We start from the raw sequence: 15580 nt of genomic DNA, 5'->3' as shown, positions 1-15580 counted from the left end.
CAATTCTCAACCTATGGCCGTGCCTGCCGACAGGCAACACCCGTGCGCCGGCCTAAGTCGCCTGGTCCGGGCCCATTTCGTGCGGCAGCTTGCGGTCGAAATTCAGCGGCCGTGCCCTCCAGCCGGTCGTGACGCCGATCACCCAACGGCAGATCGGTCGCGGCAAGAGGCCGAGCAATTTCAGCGGCCAGCTGATGCGGTAGGGGAATGTGACCTCGAAGCCACCTTTCTCGATGCCGCGCACCATGCGGCGGGATGCGCGGTGGACAGGCATCAGCCCCGGCATTGGCAGCGTGTTCTTTTCCGTCAGCGGGGTGTCGACGAAGCCGGGGTTCATCACCTGAACCCGGATGTTCATCTTGTCGAAGTCGTATTTCAACGACTCCGCCAGGATGTTGATCGCCGCCTTGGTGCCGCCATAGGCGGCGGTGGTCGGCCAACCTGAATAGGCGGTGACCGAGCCGACGAGCACGACATGGCCGCGTCCGCGCACGCGCATATGCTCAACGACGGGCACCAGGCCATTGACGATGCCGAAATAGTTGACGTCGAAGGAGCGGCGGAAATCGCTCACCACGAGGTGCTCACCGGGCGTGGCGATGTAATTGCCGGCGTTGAAGACCGCGAGCACGATCGGCCCCATGTCCTTCTCGATCGCGGCGGCCGCCCTTGCCATGCCCGTCTCGTCGGTAACGTCACAAGGATACGACTTCACATGCCCGGGCATCTGCGCCGTCTCGACGATCAGCGTGTCGATCGGATCGTCCGCAAGCGCCGTCACCGCGACGGCATAGCCCTTCGCGGCAAGATCCTTGGCCAATGCGCGGCCGATGCCGCTGCTGCCGCCCGTTATCCAGGCGACGCCATGCTTCGGGTTGGCCCGGTAGAGTGTCATGCTGTGTCCTGCCAATGTGTCGGTAGTGCTCTAGCGGCGAAGAAATCGAATGAAAAGAGCGCTTTTCGGCGCAAGGTTGAAATGCATGCTGGAACACAGCATCTGAATTCAGGAGATTGCAGTGCCTGAAATGCGACTGGACCAGGCGAATTCTTGCCTTGAAACCGGGGCTTTGGGTTTCTAGGGTCTCGCCGCACCTACACAAGGAATCCTTGATGCCCCGTTCTGTGATCGACGCGATCGGCAACACGCCCCTGATCCGCCTCAACAAGGCCTCGGAAGCAACGGGCTGCGAGATCCTGGGCAAGGCCGAATTCATGAATCCGGGACAGTCGGTCAAGGACCGCGCAGGCCTGTTCATCATCCGCGATGCCGAGCAGCGCGGGCTGCTGAAGCCTGGCGGGGTTATCGTCGAGGGCACGGCCGGCAACACCGGCATCGGCCTGACGCTGGTTGCCAAGGCGCTTGGCTACCGCACGGTGATCGTCATTCCGGACACGCAGAGCCAGGAGAAGAAGGATACCATCAAATTGCTCGGCGCCGAGCTGATCGAAGTGCCGGCGGTGCCCTACAAGAATCCGAACAATTACGTGAAGCTGTCGGGGCGTCTGGCCGAACAATTGGCGCGCACCGAGCCGAACGGTGCGATCTGGGCGAACCAGTTCGACAATGTCGCCAACCGCGACGGCCATATCAGGACTACGGCCGAGGAAATCTGGACGCAGACCAACGGCAAGGTTGACGGTTTCGTCTCGGCGGTCGGCTCGGGCGGGACGCTGGCCGGTGTCGGGCTCGGGCTAAAAGGCAAGAGCAGGGACGTGAAGATCGCTCTCGCCGATCCGCTGGGGGCCGCGCTCTACAGTTTCTACACCAGCGGCGAATTGAAGGCCGAGGGTAGCTCGATCACCGAAGGCATCGGCCAGGGGCGCATTACCGCCAACCTCGAAGGGTTTACGCCCGACTTCTCCTTCCAGATCCCCGACGAGGAGGCGCTGCCGATCGTCTTCGACCTTATCCAGGAGGAGGGGTTGTGCGTCGGCGGCTCGACCGGCATCAACATCGCCGGCGCGATCCGCCTGGCGCGGGAGCTTGGCCCCGGCCACACCATCGTGACCATGCTTTGCGACTACGGCACGCGCTACCAGTCGAAGCTGTTCAATCCCGAGTTCCTGCGCGAGAAGAACCTGCCGGTGCCTCGCTGGATGGAAGAGACCGCCGACATTTCGGTGCCCTTCGAAAAGGTCGCGTGATGGTGCACAAAACGGAAGCTCTGTTTCGCGATGACGCCTACCTGAAGGAGGCCGAGGCAGCGGTTGTCGCAATCAACGATCGCGGCGGCGTCGTTCTGGACCGGACGATCTTCTACGCAAGCTCGGGCGGCCAGCCGGGCGACACCGGCTTGCTGGAGCGCGCCGACGGCAGCCGCGTCGCGATCGCCGCCACCATCACCGGCGAGACCAAGGACGAGATCATCCATGTGCCGGCGCCCGGACAAGCGGTGCCGACGATTGGCGAACGGCTGAAGCTTGCCATCGACTGGCAGCGGCGGCATCTTCTGATGCGCATGCACGCGGCCTGCCATCTGCTCACCGTCGTTTGCCCGTTCCCGATCACCGGCGCGGCCGTTTCCGAGGACGACAGCCGGGTGGACTTCGACATTCCCGATGCCGGCTTCACCAAGGAGGATGTGACGGCGAGACTCATGGAGCTGGTGCGTGCCGACCATCCGATCTTCACCCGGCTGATCACCGACCAGGAGCTCGCCGCCAATCCGGGCCTGGTGAAATCCAAGAACGTGCGTCCGCCTGTCGGCACCGGCAAGATCCGTCTGGTTTGCATCGGCGACAATGCCTCGATCGACAGCCAGCCCTGTGGTGGCACCCATGTGAGGAGCACCGGAGAGGTCGGCGAGATCCATATCGGCAAGATCGAGAAGAAAGGCCGCGAGAACCGGCGTTTCCGCATCCGCTTCGGGCCGATGCCGGCGATCTGATCGACGGCACTGTTGCGGGATGGGAGGAGAAAAATGGCTGAAGATAGTCCTTTCATCGTCGACACGGATTGGCTTGAGAAGCGCTTGGGCGAGCCCGGCCTGACGATCATCGACGCGTCCTGGTATCTGCCTGCGCAAAAGCGCGATGCGCGCGCCGAATATGAGGCGGCGCATATTCCCGGCGCCCGCTTCCTCGATCAGGACGCCATTTCGGACCCGGATTCCGGGCTTCCGCACACCCTGCCGTCGCCGCAAGATTTCGCGCAGTATGTCGGCGCCATGGGCGTTTCGGCCGACGACACGATCGTGGTCTATGACGGCCCGGGCTATTTCTCGGCGCCGCGCGGCTGGTGGATGTTCCGGGTCATGGGCGTCTTCCAGGTCTACATCCTGAGCGGCGGCTTCGATCGCTGGAAGGCGGAGGGGCGCCCAGTGACAGCGGAGCCGACGAGGATCGCGCCGTGCATCTTTCACGCCGACTTCGATGCCGCGCGGGTCGTCGGCCTCGCCGAAATGCGCCGCATCGTCGACGGGCGAGAAAGTCAGATCGCCGATGCGCGATCCGCCGGCCGTTTTGCCGGGACCGATCCGGAGCCGCGCGCCGGCATCCGCTCCGGGCATATGCCTGGCGCCCGCAACGTACCGGTCACGGCATTGGCCGAGAACGGCGAGCTGCTGCCCAGGGATCGCTTGCGCAAGGTGATCGAGGATGCCGGCATAGACCTGTCGAAGCCGGTCGTCACGTCATGCGGCTCGGGCATCACAGCGGCGGCGATTACGCTGGCGCTGGAGACGCTTGGCCACACCGACAACAGGCTTTACGACGGCTCATGGACCGAATGGGGCGGGCTTGCCGATACGCCCGTGGTGACGGGCAAGGAATGACGGTGATGGAAAACGGCGCGCTGGAGGACATCGACGTCACGGTGACGTTTCTCGAAATGCATGCGCCGCCGGCCGCGTCGCCGCCGGTGCCGTATAACCGACAGGTCGCGCTCCTGAAGACCAGGGATATCCCGCTGCATTTCTACCGCTACCTGATGGATCGGGTGGGGCGCAAATGGCATTGGGTGAATGTGCTGAGGCTGAGCGACGAGGAGCTTTCAGCGGGCCTCCATCGCGAGGACCGCGACATCAGGGTGCTCTATCTCGACGGCGCGCCGGCCGGCTTCTTCGACCTCAAGCCGCATATGCCGGAAGAGGTGGAACTCGCCTATTTCGGCATGATGGAGCATGCGCATGGACAAGGCATCGGCCGCTGGTTCCTGGGCGCCGCGATCTCTGCCGCCTGGTCGCATGGTCCGAAGCGGGTGACGGTGCAGACCTGCACGCTCGACCACCCGGCGGCACTGCCGCTCTACCAAAAGCTCGGCTTCACACCGGTTGCGCAGAAGAAGGAGATCGTGCACCCGCTCTCCTTCGCCGAGCGATCCGCGAGCGTCATGCGGCCGTAGTATCGATGCCGCCTACGCCACCGGTGGCGGCTGGCCCTCGAAGGTTGGCAGCGAGGTGTCGATGCAGGCCCAGGCCGGCGCCTTGGCCGTCCATAGCGTCGCACCGGGCCTGATCATGTTCGGATCGTCGAGCGTGCCCGCGCGCACAAAAATGAGATGCGGGCGCGTCTCCGCCTCGCTGAAGAGATGCACCCCGCAGGCTGGGCAAAAGCGCCGGTGCATCCTGTTGCCGCTATCGGCCACGCTCTCATAGTCGCGCGTCTCGCCGGCGATCTTGATCCGCGCGGTCAGGAAGCAGACGCTCACCGCCGCGTTGCCGGCCGCGATATACTGGCAGAAGCGGCACCAGCACAGGCGCGTGGTGATCGGCTCCGCGCTGCTTTCGTAGCGGACTGCGCCGCACAGGCATCCTCCGGTGATCATGCTCGGATCCTCGCCAGCTCCGTCAACCGCTGCCGCGTTGTTCCGGGATCATCATGGCGCGGAGCGACATGTCTGGCCAGTCGGAAAACTTGGCATCTGTTCGTTCATCCTCGCTTCAGGCCGACTTTGCCAAGGTGTCGGCAAGATCAACGCGCCCGTCAGAAGGACGGGCCGAAGGAGAATGACATGCTGACCCGACGTACATTTGCCGTTGCCATGATTGCGGCACTTGCCATGCCGAGCCTTGCATTTGCCCAGGCCACCACGCCTTCCGCCGCGACGATCGAGCGCCAGCTCGAGGCAGCGCCCAGGGTGAAGCTGCGCCCCAATCAGCGCGTCACCATCCGCGAATTCAAGCGCCGGCCGGACCTCAGGCGCATGGCGCGCTCGATCGACATCCAGTCGATCAACTTCGCCTTCGGCTCGGCTGCGATCTCGGAGCCGCAATACGGCAAGATCGAAAACATCGCCGATGCGCTACACCGCATCCTGCGGCGCAATCGCGGCGCCCGCATCCTGATCGAGAGCCATACCGATGCGGTCGGGTCCTTCCAGTCGAACCAGATCCTCTCGGAGCAGCGCGCCGCCTCGCTGAAGCGGACGCTGGTGCGCGAGTTCGGCGTGCCCGGCCATGCGCTCGAAACCGTCGGCTATGGCGAGGAGTTCCTGCTGGTGCCGACACAGCAGGAGAACTGGCGCAACCGCAGGGTGACCTTGCGCCGCCTCGACGACTTCATCCGATAGCGCCCGCGTCAGGCCTTCGCCTGGATCGCCGTTCAAAAGAGCCCGGCTTGAATGACCCGGGCTCTTTCCATTTCGCTTGATGTCCAGGGCCAACGAAGATCGCGCGAGTGGATCCGACGATGACGATACGTGTGATAATGGCCGGCGCGACCGGCTGGGTCGGCAAGGCGCTGGTGCGCGGGCTCGACGCGCTCATCGACTGACGCTGCTTGGCAGGAATCGGGTGGGAAGCGTGCCGGGGACCGCATAGTTCCGGTCAGCGACACCGGAGATTTGCCATGCCCATCCAGTTCAAAGCCCTGCCGACCGACGATGTGAGAACCTTGCAGCGCGGCGGGGCGGACGCCTATGGCCACAAGCCTGAGCGCCAGATTTCCGATGGCGACGGCGTGCCGTGCCGGCATTGCCTCAAGAACGTCGGCGCCGGCGAAGCGTATCTCGTCCTGGCCTACCGGCCGTTTCCCGAGTTGCAGCCCTATGCCGAGACCGGGCCGATCTTCCTGCATGCGCAGGAATGCGAACGCGCGCCGGACGACGAGGCGCTCCCCGAAATGCTCGAGAGCAGCGACTATATCGTGCGCGGCTATGGCCGCAATGACCGCATCGTCTATGGCAGCGGCGGCGTTATCCCGACAGTCGGCATCGCGGCGCGCGCCGAAACGCTGTTCGAGCGCGACGACATCGCCTACATCCACGTCCGTTCGGCGCGCAACAATTGCTACCAGTGCCGCATCGAACGCGCCTGAAGACAAAAAGTGCCCGCCGATCGTCTGGCGGGCAGTTGGGGAAAAAGCCTGCGACAGAAGAGAAAGCAGCCTTCAGGCCGATGTGACTAGGCATGTTTTTCGAATGCCTAATGTGAAGTGCTTCACAATGGCGACACGGATCCGCATAAATGTCGGGCGAGACTGTCGTACTCCCGTCGCAATTACTTGCTAGAAAGCAAGTGTTGATCGATTGCCGACCGCGGATGGACCGGCGGCACGTCTCAACATCGAGGAAGCGGAGCTTTGGCTCCGCTTTTTTGTTGTCCGCACTTCTTCCGTGCAAAGAAAACCCGCCGGACGAAGCCGGCGGGCGACAGGAGGAAACTTCTTCTCGCGCAGGTGTCAGGCGGCGAGCACTGCCTTCGGCTCGACCAGCTCGTAGCCGAGCGCTTCGGCGACCGCGCGGTTGGTGATCTTGCCCTTGTGGACGTTGAGGCCGTTGCGCAGATGATGGTCGTCGACCAGTGCCTTGAGGCCCTTGTCGGCAAGCTGCAGGCCGAAATGCAGCGTCGCGTTGTTGAGGGCGTGCGCCGAGGTGACCGGTACCGCACCTGGCATGTTGGCGACGCAGTAGTGGATGACGCCGTCGACCTCGTAGGTCGGTTCGGCATGGGTCGTGGCGTGCGAGGTCTCGAAGCAGCCGCCCTGGTCGATGGCGACGTCGACGAGCACGGAACCCTTCTTCATGCCGGACAGCATCTCGCGCGTCACCAGCTTCGGCGCCGCGGCGCCCGGGATCAGAACGGCGCCGACCACGATGTCGGCGGAGAAGCATTCTTCCTCGAGCGCCTCGACGGTCGAGTAGCGGGTGTGGACGCGGCCGCCGAAAATGTCGTCGAGCTGGCGCAGGCGCGGGATCGAGCGGTCGATGATGGTGACGTCGGCGCCGAGGCCGGCCGCCATCTTGGCGGCATGCAGGCCGACGACGCCGCCGCCGAGCACGGTGACCTTGCCTGGCAGCACGCCGGGCACGCCGCCGAGCAGCACGCCACGACCGCCATTGGCCTTCTGCAGCGCCGTCGCGCCGGCCTGGATCGACAGGCGGCCGGCAACTTCCGACATCGGCGCGAGCAACGGCAGGCCGCCGCGGTCGTCGGTGACGGTCTCATAGGCGATTGCCGTGACGCCCGAGGCCAGCAGGCCCTTGGTCTGTTCCGGATCCGGAGCGAGGTGGAGATAGGTGTAGAGGATCTGGCCGTCGCGCAGCTGAACCCACTCGTTGGGCTGCGGTTCCTTGACCTTGACGATCATGTCGGACTTGGCGAACACGTCGGCGGCCGTCTTGGCGATGGTCGCGCCGGCGGCGCGGTAGGCGTTGTCGTCGGCGCCGATGCCGGCGCCGGCGCCGGTCTCGACCAGCACCTCATGGCCATGCGCGACATATTCGCGGACCGAGCCCGGCGTCAGGCCGACGCGATATTCGTGGTTCTTGATTTCCTTGGGGCAACCGACGCGCATTTTCTGTCTCCTGATCCGGCCCTTTGCGGGCGCGTTCCCTGTATTTGTGGAGTGAACCATGAATCGGCTCGCAGGTGTTTGCGAATGCGCTTGCCTGAACCGGCATGCTTCGATAATTATTGCGCGAAATATCAATATTTTCGCAGGAAACACGAAAAATGCCGCTCGACAGGATTGATATCGCCATTCTGGAGGCTTTGCAGAAAGATGGCCGGATACCCAACGCGGCACTTGCCGAGAAGGTCGGCCTGTCGCAATCGGCTTGCTCGCGCAGGCTTGACAATCTGGAGAAGTCGGGCACCATCCGCGGCTATCACGCGCGGCTCTCCAACGCCGCGCTCGGCCACCAGATGACGGCGATCGTGCATATATCGCTGTCGGGGCAGTTCGAGAAGACGCTGTCGGATTTCGAGGCGGCGATCAAGCGCTGCCCGAACGTGCTGTCCTGCCATCTGATGTCTGGCGAATACGATTACATCCTGCGCATCGCCGCGAAGGATCTGGTCGACTACGAACGCATTCACAAGGAATGGTTGTCGGCCATGCCGCATGTGACAAAGATCAATTCGTCCTTCGCGCTGCGCGAGATCGTCGACCGGACGGCCGTCGGCTTGCGGCCGGAGATGGCCTAGCTGCCGCTAAGCGCCAGCGGCCTCCGTCACCACCTTGCTCATCGGAATGTCGTGCGGCTGCGGATAGATGGTCGGGATGCGTTGCAATTCGTAGCCGACGCCGATCACCAGCGGCCTGAACGGCATCGCCGCCAGCGTGCGATCGAAGAAGCCGCCGCCGTAACCAAGTCGATACTTGCCTGGGTCGATGCCGACGATCGGCGAGATGACGATGTCTGGCAGCACCGGATCGCCTTCCGCCGGAATCGGGATGTTCCAGACGCCTTTCTCCAGCCGGTCGCCCGGTCTGTAGGCGCGAAACACCAGCGGCTGCCCCATCTGGATGACAACCGGCAATGCGGTGCGCCCGCCGCGTTCGTTGATCGACGCCATCCAGGACCGCAGATCCGGCTCGCCGCGAAAAGGCCAGTAGAGGCTGAGCATGCGGCCGCCAATGTCGCCAATCAGAGCGTCGAGGCCTACGGCGATGCGCGTCGACATCGCCGCGCGGGCATCGGCGGAGACTGCAAGCCGCGCCGCGATCAGCCTCTCGCGCTCGGCCTTGCGCCAGCGTCTGACATCGCTCCAGTCGGTGAGCGGCACCCTGAATTCCGGGTCGAGTTCATGCATGAAACAGGGCGGGGAGGCGTATTGGGCCGGGCCTTGCTCGTCGCGATCGTCAGCCATGCTGCGCTCCTGTCGTTCCAGCCATGAGGCTATACCTCGTGCCAACCGGTCGACATGTGCATTCACGACATCCGGCGGCGAGTCCCGGGCAATTGGACGGTCTTCCCGCTATTGTTGCAATGCACAATAATACCTAGATTGGGTCCGGTGGATTTTGCTTGGCGAGGTAAGTGAATGAACGAAGCCAGCCATCATGTCGTGGTCGTCGGCGCCGGGTTCGGTGGCCTGGAATTGACCCATGCGCTGGCCGGCGCGCCGGTGCGCATCACCATGGTCGACAAGCGCAACCATCATTTGTTCCAGCCGCTGCTCTACCAGGTGGCGACCACCTCGCTGGCGACCTCCGAGGTTGCCTGGCCGATCCGTCATCTGCTGCGCAAGCGCAAGAACGCGACGACGCTTCTGGGCAACGTCACCGGCGTCGACCGCGCCGGTAGGCGCGTGCTGCTCGAGGACGGCGGCTCGGTTGCCTTCGACACGCTGGTGCTCGCCACCGGTGCGCGCCACGCCTATTTCGGCCATGACGAATGGGAGCCGTTCGCACCCGGGCTGAAGACGCTTGAGGATGCCACCACGATCCGCCGTCGCATCCTGCTCGCCTTTGAGCAGGCGGAGCGCGAAACCGATGCGGCGAGGCGCCAGGCGCTGCTGACGCTGGTCATCGTCGGTGGCGGACCGACCGGCGTCGAACTTGCCGGCACCATCGCGGAACTCGCGCATGACACGCTGCGCGACGAATTCCGCAACATCGACACCAGGCAGACGCGCGTGGTGCTGATCGAGGCCGGCGATCGCATCCTCGCCAACTTCGCGCCGGAGCTCTCCGCCTATGCCCAGACGGCGCTGGAGCGGCTTGGCGTCACGGTCGAGCTCGGACGAGCGGTCACTGAGCTGGATGCGGACGGCGTTATCTTTGGCGATAAGCGCCTGCCGGCAAAGACAATCCTATGGGCCGCCGGCGTTGCCGCATCGCCGGCGGCGGAATGGCTGGGAGCGAACGCCGACCGTGCGGGCAGGGTGCTGGTCGAGCCCGATCTCACCGTGCCGGGCAGCCCGGAAATCTTCGTCATCGGCGACACCGCGCATGTGTTGCGCCCGGACGGAAAACCGGTGCCAGGCGTGGCGCCTTCCGCCAAGCAGGAGGGGCGTCACGTCGCCGCGACGATCAAGGCGCGGCTCGCCGGCGATACGACTTCGCGTCCCTTCCGCTATCAACATGCCGGCGACCTGGCGACGATCGGCAAGCGCGCGGCCGCGATCGACTTCGGCTGGATCAAGCTCACCGGTTGGCTTGCCTGGTGGCTCTGGGGCGTTGCCCACATCTATTTCCTGATCGGATTTCGCAACCGGCTCGCGGTATCGCTTAGCTGGCTATGGATCTACTTCACCGGCCAGCGCAGCGCGCGGCTGATCACCCAGGGCGACGACGACAACGGCTGACGTCGCGCCGGCACCCGTTTCATCGACACGTCACCTTGTCGTGATCGACAGGCCTTTCAATGGACATGGACTTAGACCTCCTTCACCGGCAAGCTCCGCGCTCGCTGGCAGGGGTGTCGCGTTGTCGAAGAGGAGAAAACAATGTCACGACTGCCCGTCTCCCGTAGCGAATTCCTGGCCGGCGCCGCCGCCACCGGGGCGCTGATCATGCTGCATCCCTTCTCCGCCCGGGCCGCGGCCAATCAGGCGCATCTGAGGATCATGGAGACGACGGACATCCACGTGAACGTGCTGCCCTATGACTACTACGCCGACAAGGCGAACGACACGATGGGCCTGTCACGCACCGCCTCGCTGATCGACGCGGTTCGCAAGGAAGCCACCAATGCGATGCTGATCGACAATGGCGACCTTCTGCAGGGCAACCCGATGGGCGACTACGTCGCCTACGAGAAGGGCCTGAAGGATGGCGACCTGCATCCGATCATGAAGGGCATGAACCTGCTCGGCTACGAATGCTCGACGCTCGGCAATCACGAATTCAACTACGGCCTGTCGTTCCTGGACAAGGTGCTGGCCGGCGCCAATTTTCCCTTCGTCTGCGCCAACCTGATCCGCGGCACGACGCTTGCCGCCAACCCGCGCGACGACAAGCTCTACCTCAAGCCCTATGTCATCCTCGACAGGAAGATCAAGGACGGGTCGGGCGCCGAGCAGCCGATCAGGATCGGCATCATCGGCTTCGTGCCGCCGCAGATCATGGTCTGGGACCTGAAGAACCTCGAAGGCAACGTGAAGACGCGCGACATTGTCGAGGCGGCAAAGGCCTGGGTGCCGCAGATCAAGGAAGAGGGGGCCGACATCGTGATCGCGCTCTCGCATTCCGGCATCGACATCAAGCAGGGCGACATGATGGAGAACGCCTCCTTCTTCGTCGCCGGCGTCGAAGGCATCGACGCGGTCTTCACCGGCCATCAGCATCTCGTCTTCCCCGGCAAGAAGGATTTTCAGGCGCTGGACGGCGTCGACACCGGTAAGGGCACGCTGCAAGGCAAGCCGGCGGTGATGGGCGGCTTCTGGGGCTCGCATATGGGCCTGATCGACCTGCTTCTGGAGCGCGACGGCTCGAAATGGCGGGTCGTCTCGGCGACCTCGGAGGCGCGCCCGATCTACGAGCGGGTCGACAACAAGAACAAGGCGACGGTTGGTGACGACAGGCGCATCATCGCCGCGCTCGAACAGGATCATGAGGCGACGCTCGCCTATGTGCGCCGCCCCGTCGGCAAGACCTCGGCGCCGCTCTATTCCTATTTCGCCCTCGTCGCCGACGATCCGTCGGTGCAGATCGTCAACCAAGCGCAGAGCTGGTATCTCAAGGACATACTGAAGAGCACGCAATGGAAGGACATGCCGCTGCTCTCGGCGGCGGCGCCCTTCAAGGCCGGCGGACGCAGCGGCGCCGACTACTACACCGACGTGCCGGTGGGCGACATCGCCATCAAGAACGTCGCCGACCTCTATCTCTATCCCAACACCGTGCGGGCCGTCGAAATCACCGGCGCGCAGGTCAAGGAATGGCTAGAGATGTCGGTCGGCATCTTCAACCGGATCGAACCGGGCAAGGCCGACCAGCCACTCATCAACACCGACTTCCCATCCTACAATTTCGACGTGATCGACGGCGTCGCCTACAGGATAGACCTGTCGCAGCCGCCGAAATACGATGCCAAGGGCGGGCTGGCGAATGCCGAATCCAGCCGCATCGTCGACCTGATGTTCGACGGCAAACCGATTGATCCTGCACAGAAATTCGTCGTTGCAACCAACAACTACCGCGCCGGCGGCGGCGGCAATTTCCCGGACATAAACGCTTCGAAGATCATCTATGAGGCGCCGGACACCAACCGCGACGTGATCGTGCGCTATGTCATCAGCGAGGGCACGATCAATCCGTCGGCCGACGGCAACTGGTCGTTCGCGCCGCTGCCTGGAACCAGCGTGGTGTTCGAGACTGGGCTCAGGGCAAAGGATTTCATCGCAGAGGTGAAGTCGCTGAAGATCGAGCCGGCGGGTGAGGGTGATGGGGGTTTTGCCAAGTACCGCATCGCTCTTTGACGGCTGGTGCGGCAACAACGTCGCCGGCAGCCAAACACCGCGTGCTCGCACGGTGTTGCGGATGCTAGGCCTTATAGACCACCTGGCGGACATCGATGTAGCTGGCGCGGAAGCCGGCTTCGCAATAGTGCAGATAGAACTCCCAGAGCTTCTTGAAGCGCTCGTCGAAGCCGAGCGGGACGATCTTTTCCCACGAGCCCCAGAAGCGCTGGCGCCACTCGGCGAGCGTGCGGGCATAGTCCTGCGGGAAGACGCGCTCGCGCAGATGCGCGAGGCCGTGATCCTTGCCGAGAGCCTTGAGGATCGAGGGTGTCGGCAGCATGCCGCCAGGGAAGACATAGCGCTGGATGAAATCGGGGCGCGCGCGATACGCCTCGTAGGCGGCCTCGTTGATGGTGATGATCTGCAGGCCGGCCGTGCCGCCGGGCTTCAGGCAGGTCTTCATCTTGCCGAAGAACACCGGCCAGTATTTCTCGCCGACCGCCTCGAACATCTCGATCGATGCGATCCGGTCGTAAGTGCCGGTCTCGTCGCGATAATCCTGAAGCTTGATGTCGACCTTGTCGGCAAGCCCGGCTTTCTGGATACGTGCTTTCGCGAAGTCGTGCTGCTCGCGGCTGATGGTCAGGCCGGTGACGCGGCAACCGATCTCGCGCGCCGCGAATTCGGCGAAGCCGCCCCAGCCGCAGCCGATCTCCAGCACATGGTCCTTCCTGCCGATGCCGGTGTCTTTCGCCAGCGCGCGATATTTGGCGGCCTGGGCGCTTTCGAGATCGTTGGCGCCCGTTGCATAAAGCGCCGACGAATAGGTCATGCTCGGATCCAGCCATTTCTCGTAGAAGGCGTTGCCGAGATCGTAGTGCGCCGAGATGTTACGCTTCGATCCGGTGCGCGTGTTCTCGTTGAACCAGTGGCGGATGCGCTGGACGGTGTTGATCAGCCAGTTGGCGCCGCCAGCGACCTTCTCGCCGAGAGCCGAGTTGACCACGAACAATTCGAGGAAACTGGTTACATCCGGGCTGTCCCAATCGCCGTCCATGTAGGATTCTGCAAGACCGATCGTGCCGCCGGAGAAGGCGCGTCCGGGCAGACGCCAGTTCTTCAGCACCAGTTCGGCATCGGGACCTGGCGCCTTGCCGCCGACGAGGACAGCGCGGCCGTCCGGCATCCTGACCTTGAGCGAGCCGCGCGGCAGGTTCATGGCCGCCAAAAGTACCATGCGCGCCTTGGCCGGCAATCCCTTGACGATCTCGGCGAAATTCAATTCGTCAAGCAGCACCGCATCGCCAGACGCAATGCCAGGATCTTGCTTGAAAGCCATTTCCTGCCCCCGACTTTCGTGAAGCCCGCGCATCGCCGGCCCCACACCCCTCTCATGGTCCATTCATCAGGCTCGAACGCAGTCGCCACGACCGGAACTGCAGAGCTTGCCGTTGAATTGCCGGCACAATCTTCCACGGCATCAGCAGGAACTTCAAGGGGCAGGCCGAGGATGGATCTGGAGCCAACAATCCGCGGGAAAATGGCCGCCTGCAGCGGAATCGCTATGGTTGCGATAGCCTGCATACGATAGTTTCAGCCATGCGTTACGTCATCGTCATCTGCGCCATCACCTTCTTCCTGATCTGGGATGGCCTCTACAATCAGGGCCACTACCTCGACGTAACAATCAGGGAGATGTCGCGCATCGTGCGATACGTCACCGGAGCGGCCTAACGCCCCGGCAACCGCAAGGCGGGCGCGACATCGTTGCCGGTTGACGCTGCGCCCTTGCTCCCACAAAACACGCCTGAAATGACGATCAAGGAGGCTGGTTTGATCCGGCACATCGTTTTCTTCAGCGTGCGGCACAAGGAGGATGTGGAGACCGTGCGATCGGGCCTGCAGGAATTGGGCAAGATTCCGCACTCGAAGCATTTCGAAGTGACGCTCAACACCAAGGTCGATCTGTTCTCCAACGCGATCGACGTGGTCGTCTATGCCGAATTCGAGGACGACGCGGCGCTGGCCGCCTACAAGGCGCATCCGCTCTATTCCGAGACGACCAGCCGGGTCAAACCATTGCGCGAACTGCGTTATTCAGCCGACGTCGTGGCGGCCTGAGCGAACGACTGTTCCAATTCCCGCCGTTGCCGCCGCCCGGCGAAATAACCGGAAACGACGCCAAAGCCCCCGGGCAGGTTGTTTGCCCTTCGCCAGGCCTTGATTTCCGCCAGCGCCACGCCGAGGCTGCCCTGCGCCACGGCCTTCAACACGCCGCGCAGCGTCAGGTAACAGAGGATCGCGGCGTAGTCGTTCGTCCGATAGTCCGGGCAGCGGGCGACGAAATCGTCCAGGCCCACAATGTAGCCGGCATGGGTGCGCGACATTGAATTGGCTTCACGATATTTGAGGACGTCGGCGGCCTTGCCGAAGGCGATGCGGTGCTGCTTTCCCAGCCGGACCAGGAATTCGCGGTCCTGATGACGATACAGGCCCACATCGTAACCGCCGATCGAGACGAAGGCGGAACGGCGCACGGTAACGGTCGAATTGGTCAATGGCACGCAGTGGCAAAGCAGCAGCTGACGCAGCCTGTCGGCGTCAGGGGTCGGGTCCGGCAACAGGTGCAGGCGCCGGCGCCGGTCCGCGACGTCGCTGAAGCCGTCGATGGTGCACGCAATATCCGGATTGGCATCGAAGAACGCGATCAACCGCTCGATGCGTCCCGGACAGAATGCATCGTCGGAATCGAGAAACGCAATAAGCGGCGCGCTGGTCAGCGCGGCGCCCTCGTTGCGTGCCCGGTTGGCACCGGATCGCACCAGTAGTCGGCGCCAGGCCAGGCGGGGATCGGCAAGCGAAGCCAGATAGGCTTCGGTGCCGTCGTCGGAAGCGTCGTCGACGACCACGAGTTCGATGTCCCGCCGAGGATCGGACAGGACCGATTCCAGGGTGCGCGGCAGGCTGCCGCGGCGGTTCCTGGCCGGGATAACCACCGCGATCCGGGGGTG

Annotated in this window: 17 protein-coding genes; 11 read left to right on the top strand and 6 right to left on the bottom strand. The window is 63.7% G+C overall.

The window, feature by feature from the left end:
- Positions 1-52: 52 nt before the first annotated feature.
- Positions 53-895 (bottom strand): SDR family oxidoreductase, encoded by an 843-nt coding sequence (locus EJ073_RS04555; protein WP_126054651.1) that lies wholly within the window; start codon positions 893-895, stop codon positions 53-55.
- Positions 896-1110: 215 nt separating this feature from the next.
- Between EJ073_RS04555 and EJ073_RS04550 the strand changes: the two genes are divergently transcribed.
- From EJ073_RS04550 to EJ073_RS04535, 4 genes are read left to right on the top strand one after another with little or no spacing between them, the layout of a single operon-like run.
- Entirely contained in the window at positions 1111-2145 is a 1035-nt protein-coding gene (locus EJ073_RS04550) for a cysteine synthase A (protein WP_126054650.1), read from the top strand.
- A complete protein-coding gene (locus EJ073_RS04545; RefSeq protein ID WP_126059074.1) occupies positions 2145-2888 on the top strand; it encodes an alanyl-tRNA editing protein in 744 nt (247 codons plus the stop codon). Before EJ073_RS04550 ends, EJ073_RS04545 begins: the two co-directional genes overlap by 1 nt.
- A 33-nt stretch (positions 2889-2921) precedes the next feature.
- Entirely contained in the window at positions 2922-3773 is an 852-nt protein-coding gene (gene sseA, locus EJ073_RS04540; protein WP_126054649.1) for a 3-mercaptopyruvate sulfurtransferase, read from the top strand.
- A gap of 5 nt (positions 3774-3778) precedes the next feature.
- A complete protein-coding gene (locus EJ073_RS04535) occupies positions 3779-4342 on the top strand; it encodes a GNAT family N-acetyltransferase (protein ID WP_126059073.1) in 564 nt (187 codons plus the stop codon).
- Positions 4343-4354: 12 nt separating this feature from the next.
- Here EJ073_RS04535 and EJ073_RS04530 read toward each other — a convergent pair whose 3' ends face one another.
- The gene (locus EJ073_RS04530; protein ID WP_126054648.1) at positions 4355-4765 is read right to left on the bottom strand and encodes a GFA family protein; all 411 of its coding nucleotides are present in this window, start codon (positions 4763-4765) and stop codon (positions 4355-4357) included.
- 186 nt (positions 4766-4951) lie between these two features.
- Between EJ073_RS04530 and EJ073_RS04525 the strand changes: the two genes are divergently transcribed.
- Both EJ073_RS04525 and EJ073_RS04520 read left to right on the top strand, forming a co-directional pair.
- Positions 4952-5509: an OmpA family protein gene (locus EJ073_RS04525; RefSeq protein WP_126054647.1), complete on the top strand. Its 558-nt coding sequence runs from the start codon at positions 4952-4954 to the stop codon at positions 5507-5509.
- A gap of 278 nt (positions 5510-5787) precedes the next feature.
- Complete coding sequence (locus tag EJ073_RS04520) at positions 5788-6255, top strand: DUF1203 domain-containing protein (RefSeq protein ID WP_126054646.1); 468 nt, start codon at positions 5788-5790, stop codon at positions 6253-6255.
- 363 nt (positions 6256-6618) lie between these two features.
- On the opposite strand, the gene ald is transcribed toward EJ073_RS04520, so the two are convergent.
- Entirely contained in the window at positions 6619-7734 is a 1116-nt protein-coding gene (gene ald / locus EJ073_RS04515; protein WP_126054645.1) for an alanine dehydrogenase, read from the bottom strand.
- 158 nt (positions 7735-7892) lie between these two features.
- Here ald and EJ073_RS04510 point away from each other — a divergent pair, with 158 nt between their 5' ends.
- On the top strand, positions 7893-8366 hold the full coding sequence (locus EJ073_RS04510; RefSeq protein ID WP_126054644.1) for an Lrp/AsnC family transcriptional regulator: 474 nt from the start codon (positions 7893-7895) through the stop codon (positions 8364-8366).
- A 6-nt stretch (positions 8367-8372) separates the two neighbouring features.
- On the opposite strand, the gene EJ073_RS04505 is transcribed toward EJ073_RS04510, so the two are convergent.
- The gene (locus EJ073_RS04505; protein WP_126054643.1) at positions 8373-9032 is read right to left on the bottom strand and encodes a 5-formyltetrahydrofolate cyclo-ligase; all 660 of its coding nucleotides are present in this window, start codon (positions 9030-9032) and stop codon (positions 8373-8375) included.
- 174 nt (positions 9033-9206) lie between these two features.
- Here EJ073_RS04505 and EJ073_RS04500 point away from each other — a divergent pair, with 174 nt between their 5' ends.
- Positions 9207-10472 carry an NAD(P)/FAD-dependent oxidoreductase gene (locus EJ073_RS04500; RefSeq protein ID WP_126054642.1) on the top strand — a complete coding sequence of 422 codons (1266 nt, stop codon included), beginning with the start codon at positions 9207-9209 and terminating at the stop codon, positions 10470-10472.
- 141 nt (positions 10473-10613) lie between these two features.
- On the top strand, positions 10614-12587 hold the full coding sequence (locus EJ073_RS04495; protein ID WP_126054641.1) for a bifunctional 2',3'-cyclic-nucleotide 2'-phosphodiesterase/3'-nucleotidase: 1974 nt from the start codon (positions 10614-10616) through the stop codon (positions 12585-12587).
- Positions 12588-12651: 64 nt separating this feature from the next.
- On the opposite strand, the gene EJ073_RS04490 is transcribed toward EJ073_RS04495, so the two are convergent.
- The gene (locus EJ073_RS04490) at positions 12652-13908 is read right to left on the bottom strand and encodes a cyclopropane-fatty-acyl-phospholipid synthase family protein (protein WP_126054640.1); all 1257 of its coding nucleotides are present in this window, start codon (positions 13906-13908) and stop codon (positions 12652-12654) included.
- A 260-nt stretch (positions 13909-14168) separates the two neighbouring features.
- On the opposite strand from EJ073_RS04490, the gene EJ073_RS32710 reads away from it, so the two are divergent.
- The gene (locus EJ073_RS32710; RefSeq protein ID WP_281033049.1) at positions 14169-14303 is read left to right on the top strand and encodes a hypothetical protein; all 135 of its coding nucleotides are present in this window, start codon (positions 14169-14171) and stop codon (positions 14301-14303) included.
- A gap of 99 nt (positions 14304-14402) precedes the next feature.
- Positions 14403-14690 carry a Dabb family protein gene (locus EJ073_RS04485; RefSeq protein WP_126054639.1) on the top strand — a complete coding sequence of 96 codons (288 nt, stop codon included), beginning with the start codon at positions 14403-14405 and terminating at the stop codon, positions 14688-14690.
- Here EJ073_RS04485 and EJ073_RS04480 read toward each other — a convergent pair.
- Positions 14663-15565, bottom strand: a complete 903-nt coding sequence (locus EJ073_RS04480; protein WP_190233829.1) for a glycosyltransferase family 2 protein — start codon at positions 15563-15565, stop codon at positions 14663-14665. The genes EJ073_RS04485 and EJ073_RS04480 overlap by 28 nt on opposite strands.
- Positions 15566-15580: the final 15 nt, after the last annotated feature.

The organism is Mesorhizobium sp. M4B.F.Ca.ET.058.02.1.1, assembly GCF_003952505.1.
Classification (GTDB): Bacteria; Pseudomonadota; Alphaproteobacteria; order Rhizobiales; family Rhizobiaceae; genus Mesorhizobium.
Note: the sequence above shows the minus strand (reverse complement) of the source record. Positions and strands in the feature narration are given on the sequence as shown.

Excerpts from the sequence above, each read along its gene's own strand:
- EJ073_RS04520 (WP_126054646.1), top strand. The coding sequence starts at position 5,788 with ATGCCCATCCAGTTCAAAGCCCTGCCGACCGACGATGTGAGAACCTTG.
- EJ073_RS04550 (WP_126054650.1), top strand. The coding sequence starts at position 1,111 with ATGCCCCGTTCTGTGATCGACGCGATCGGCAACACGCCCCTGATCCGC.
- EJ073_RS32710 (WP_281033049.1), top strand. The coding sequence starts at position 14,169 with ATGCGTTACGTCATCGTCATCTGCGCCATCACCTTCTTCCTGATCTGG.
- EJ073_RS04545 (WP_126059074.1), top strand. The coding sequence starts at position 2,145 with ATGGTGCACAAAACGGAAGCTCTGTTTCGCGATGACGCCTACCTGAAG.
- EJ073_RS04535 (WP_126059073.1), top strand. The coding sequence starts at position 3,779 with ATGGAAAACGGCGCGCTGGAGGACATCGACGTCACGGTGACGTTTCTC.
- EJ073_RS04555 (WP_126054651.1), bottom strand. The coding sequence starts at position 895 with ATGACACTCTACCGGGCCAACCCGAAGCATGGCGTCGCCTGGATAACG.
- EJ073_RS04525 (WP_126054647.1), top strand. The coding sequence starts at position 4,952 with ATGCTGACCCGACGTACATTTGCCGTTGCCATGATTGCGGCACTTGCC.
- sseA (WP_126054649.1), top strand. The coding sequence starts at position 2,922 with ATGGCTGAAGATAGTCCTTTCATCGTCGACACGGATTGGCTTGAGAAG.
- EJ073_RS04500 (WP_126054642.1), top strand. The coding sequence starts at position 9,207 with ATGAACGAAGCCAGCCATCATGTCGTGGTCGTCGGCGCCGGGTTCGGT.
- EJ073_RS04505 (WP_126054643.1), bottom strand. The coding sequence starts at position 9,032 with ATGGCTGACGATCGCGACGAGCAAGGCCCGGCCCAATACGCCTCCCCG.
- EJ073_RS04530 (WP_126054648.1), bottom strand. The coding sequence starts at position 4,765 with ATGATCACCGGAGGATGCCTGTGCGGCGCAGTCCGCTACGAAAGCAGC.
- EJ073_RS04495 (WP_126054641.1), top strand. The coding sequence starts at position 10,614 with ATGTCACGACTGCCCGTCTCCCGTAGCGAATTCCTGGCCGGCGCCGCC.
- ald (WP_126054645.1), bottom strand. The coding sequence starts at position 7,734 with ATGCGCGTCGGTTGCCCCAAGGAAATCAAGAACCACGAATATCGCGTC.
- EJ073_RS04510 (WP_126054644.1), top strand. The coding sequence starts at position 7,893 with ATGCCGCTCGACAGGATTGATATCGCCATTCTGGAGGCTTTGCAGAAA.
- EJ073_RS04490 (WP_126054640.1), bottom strand. The coding sequence starts at position 13,908 with ATGGCTTTCAAGCAAGATCCTGGCATTGCGTCTGGCGATGCGGTGCTG.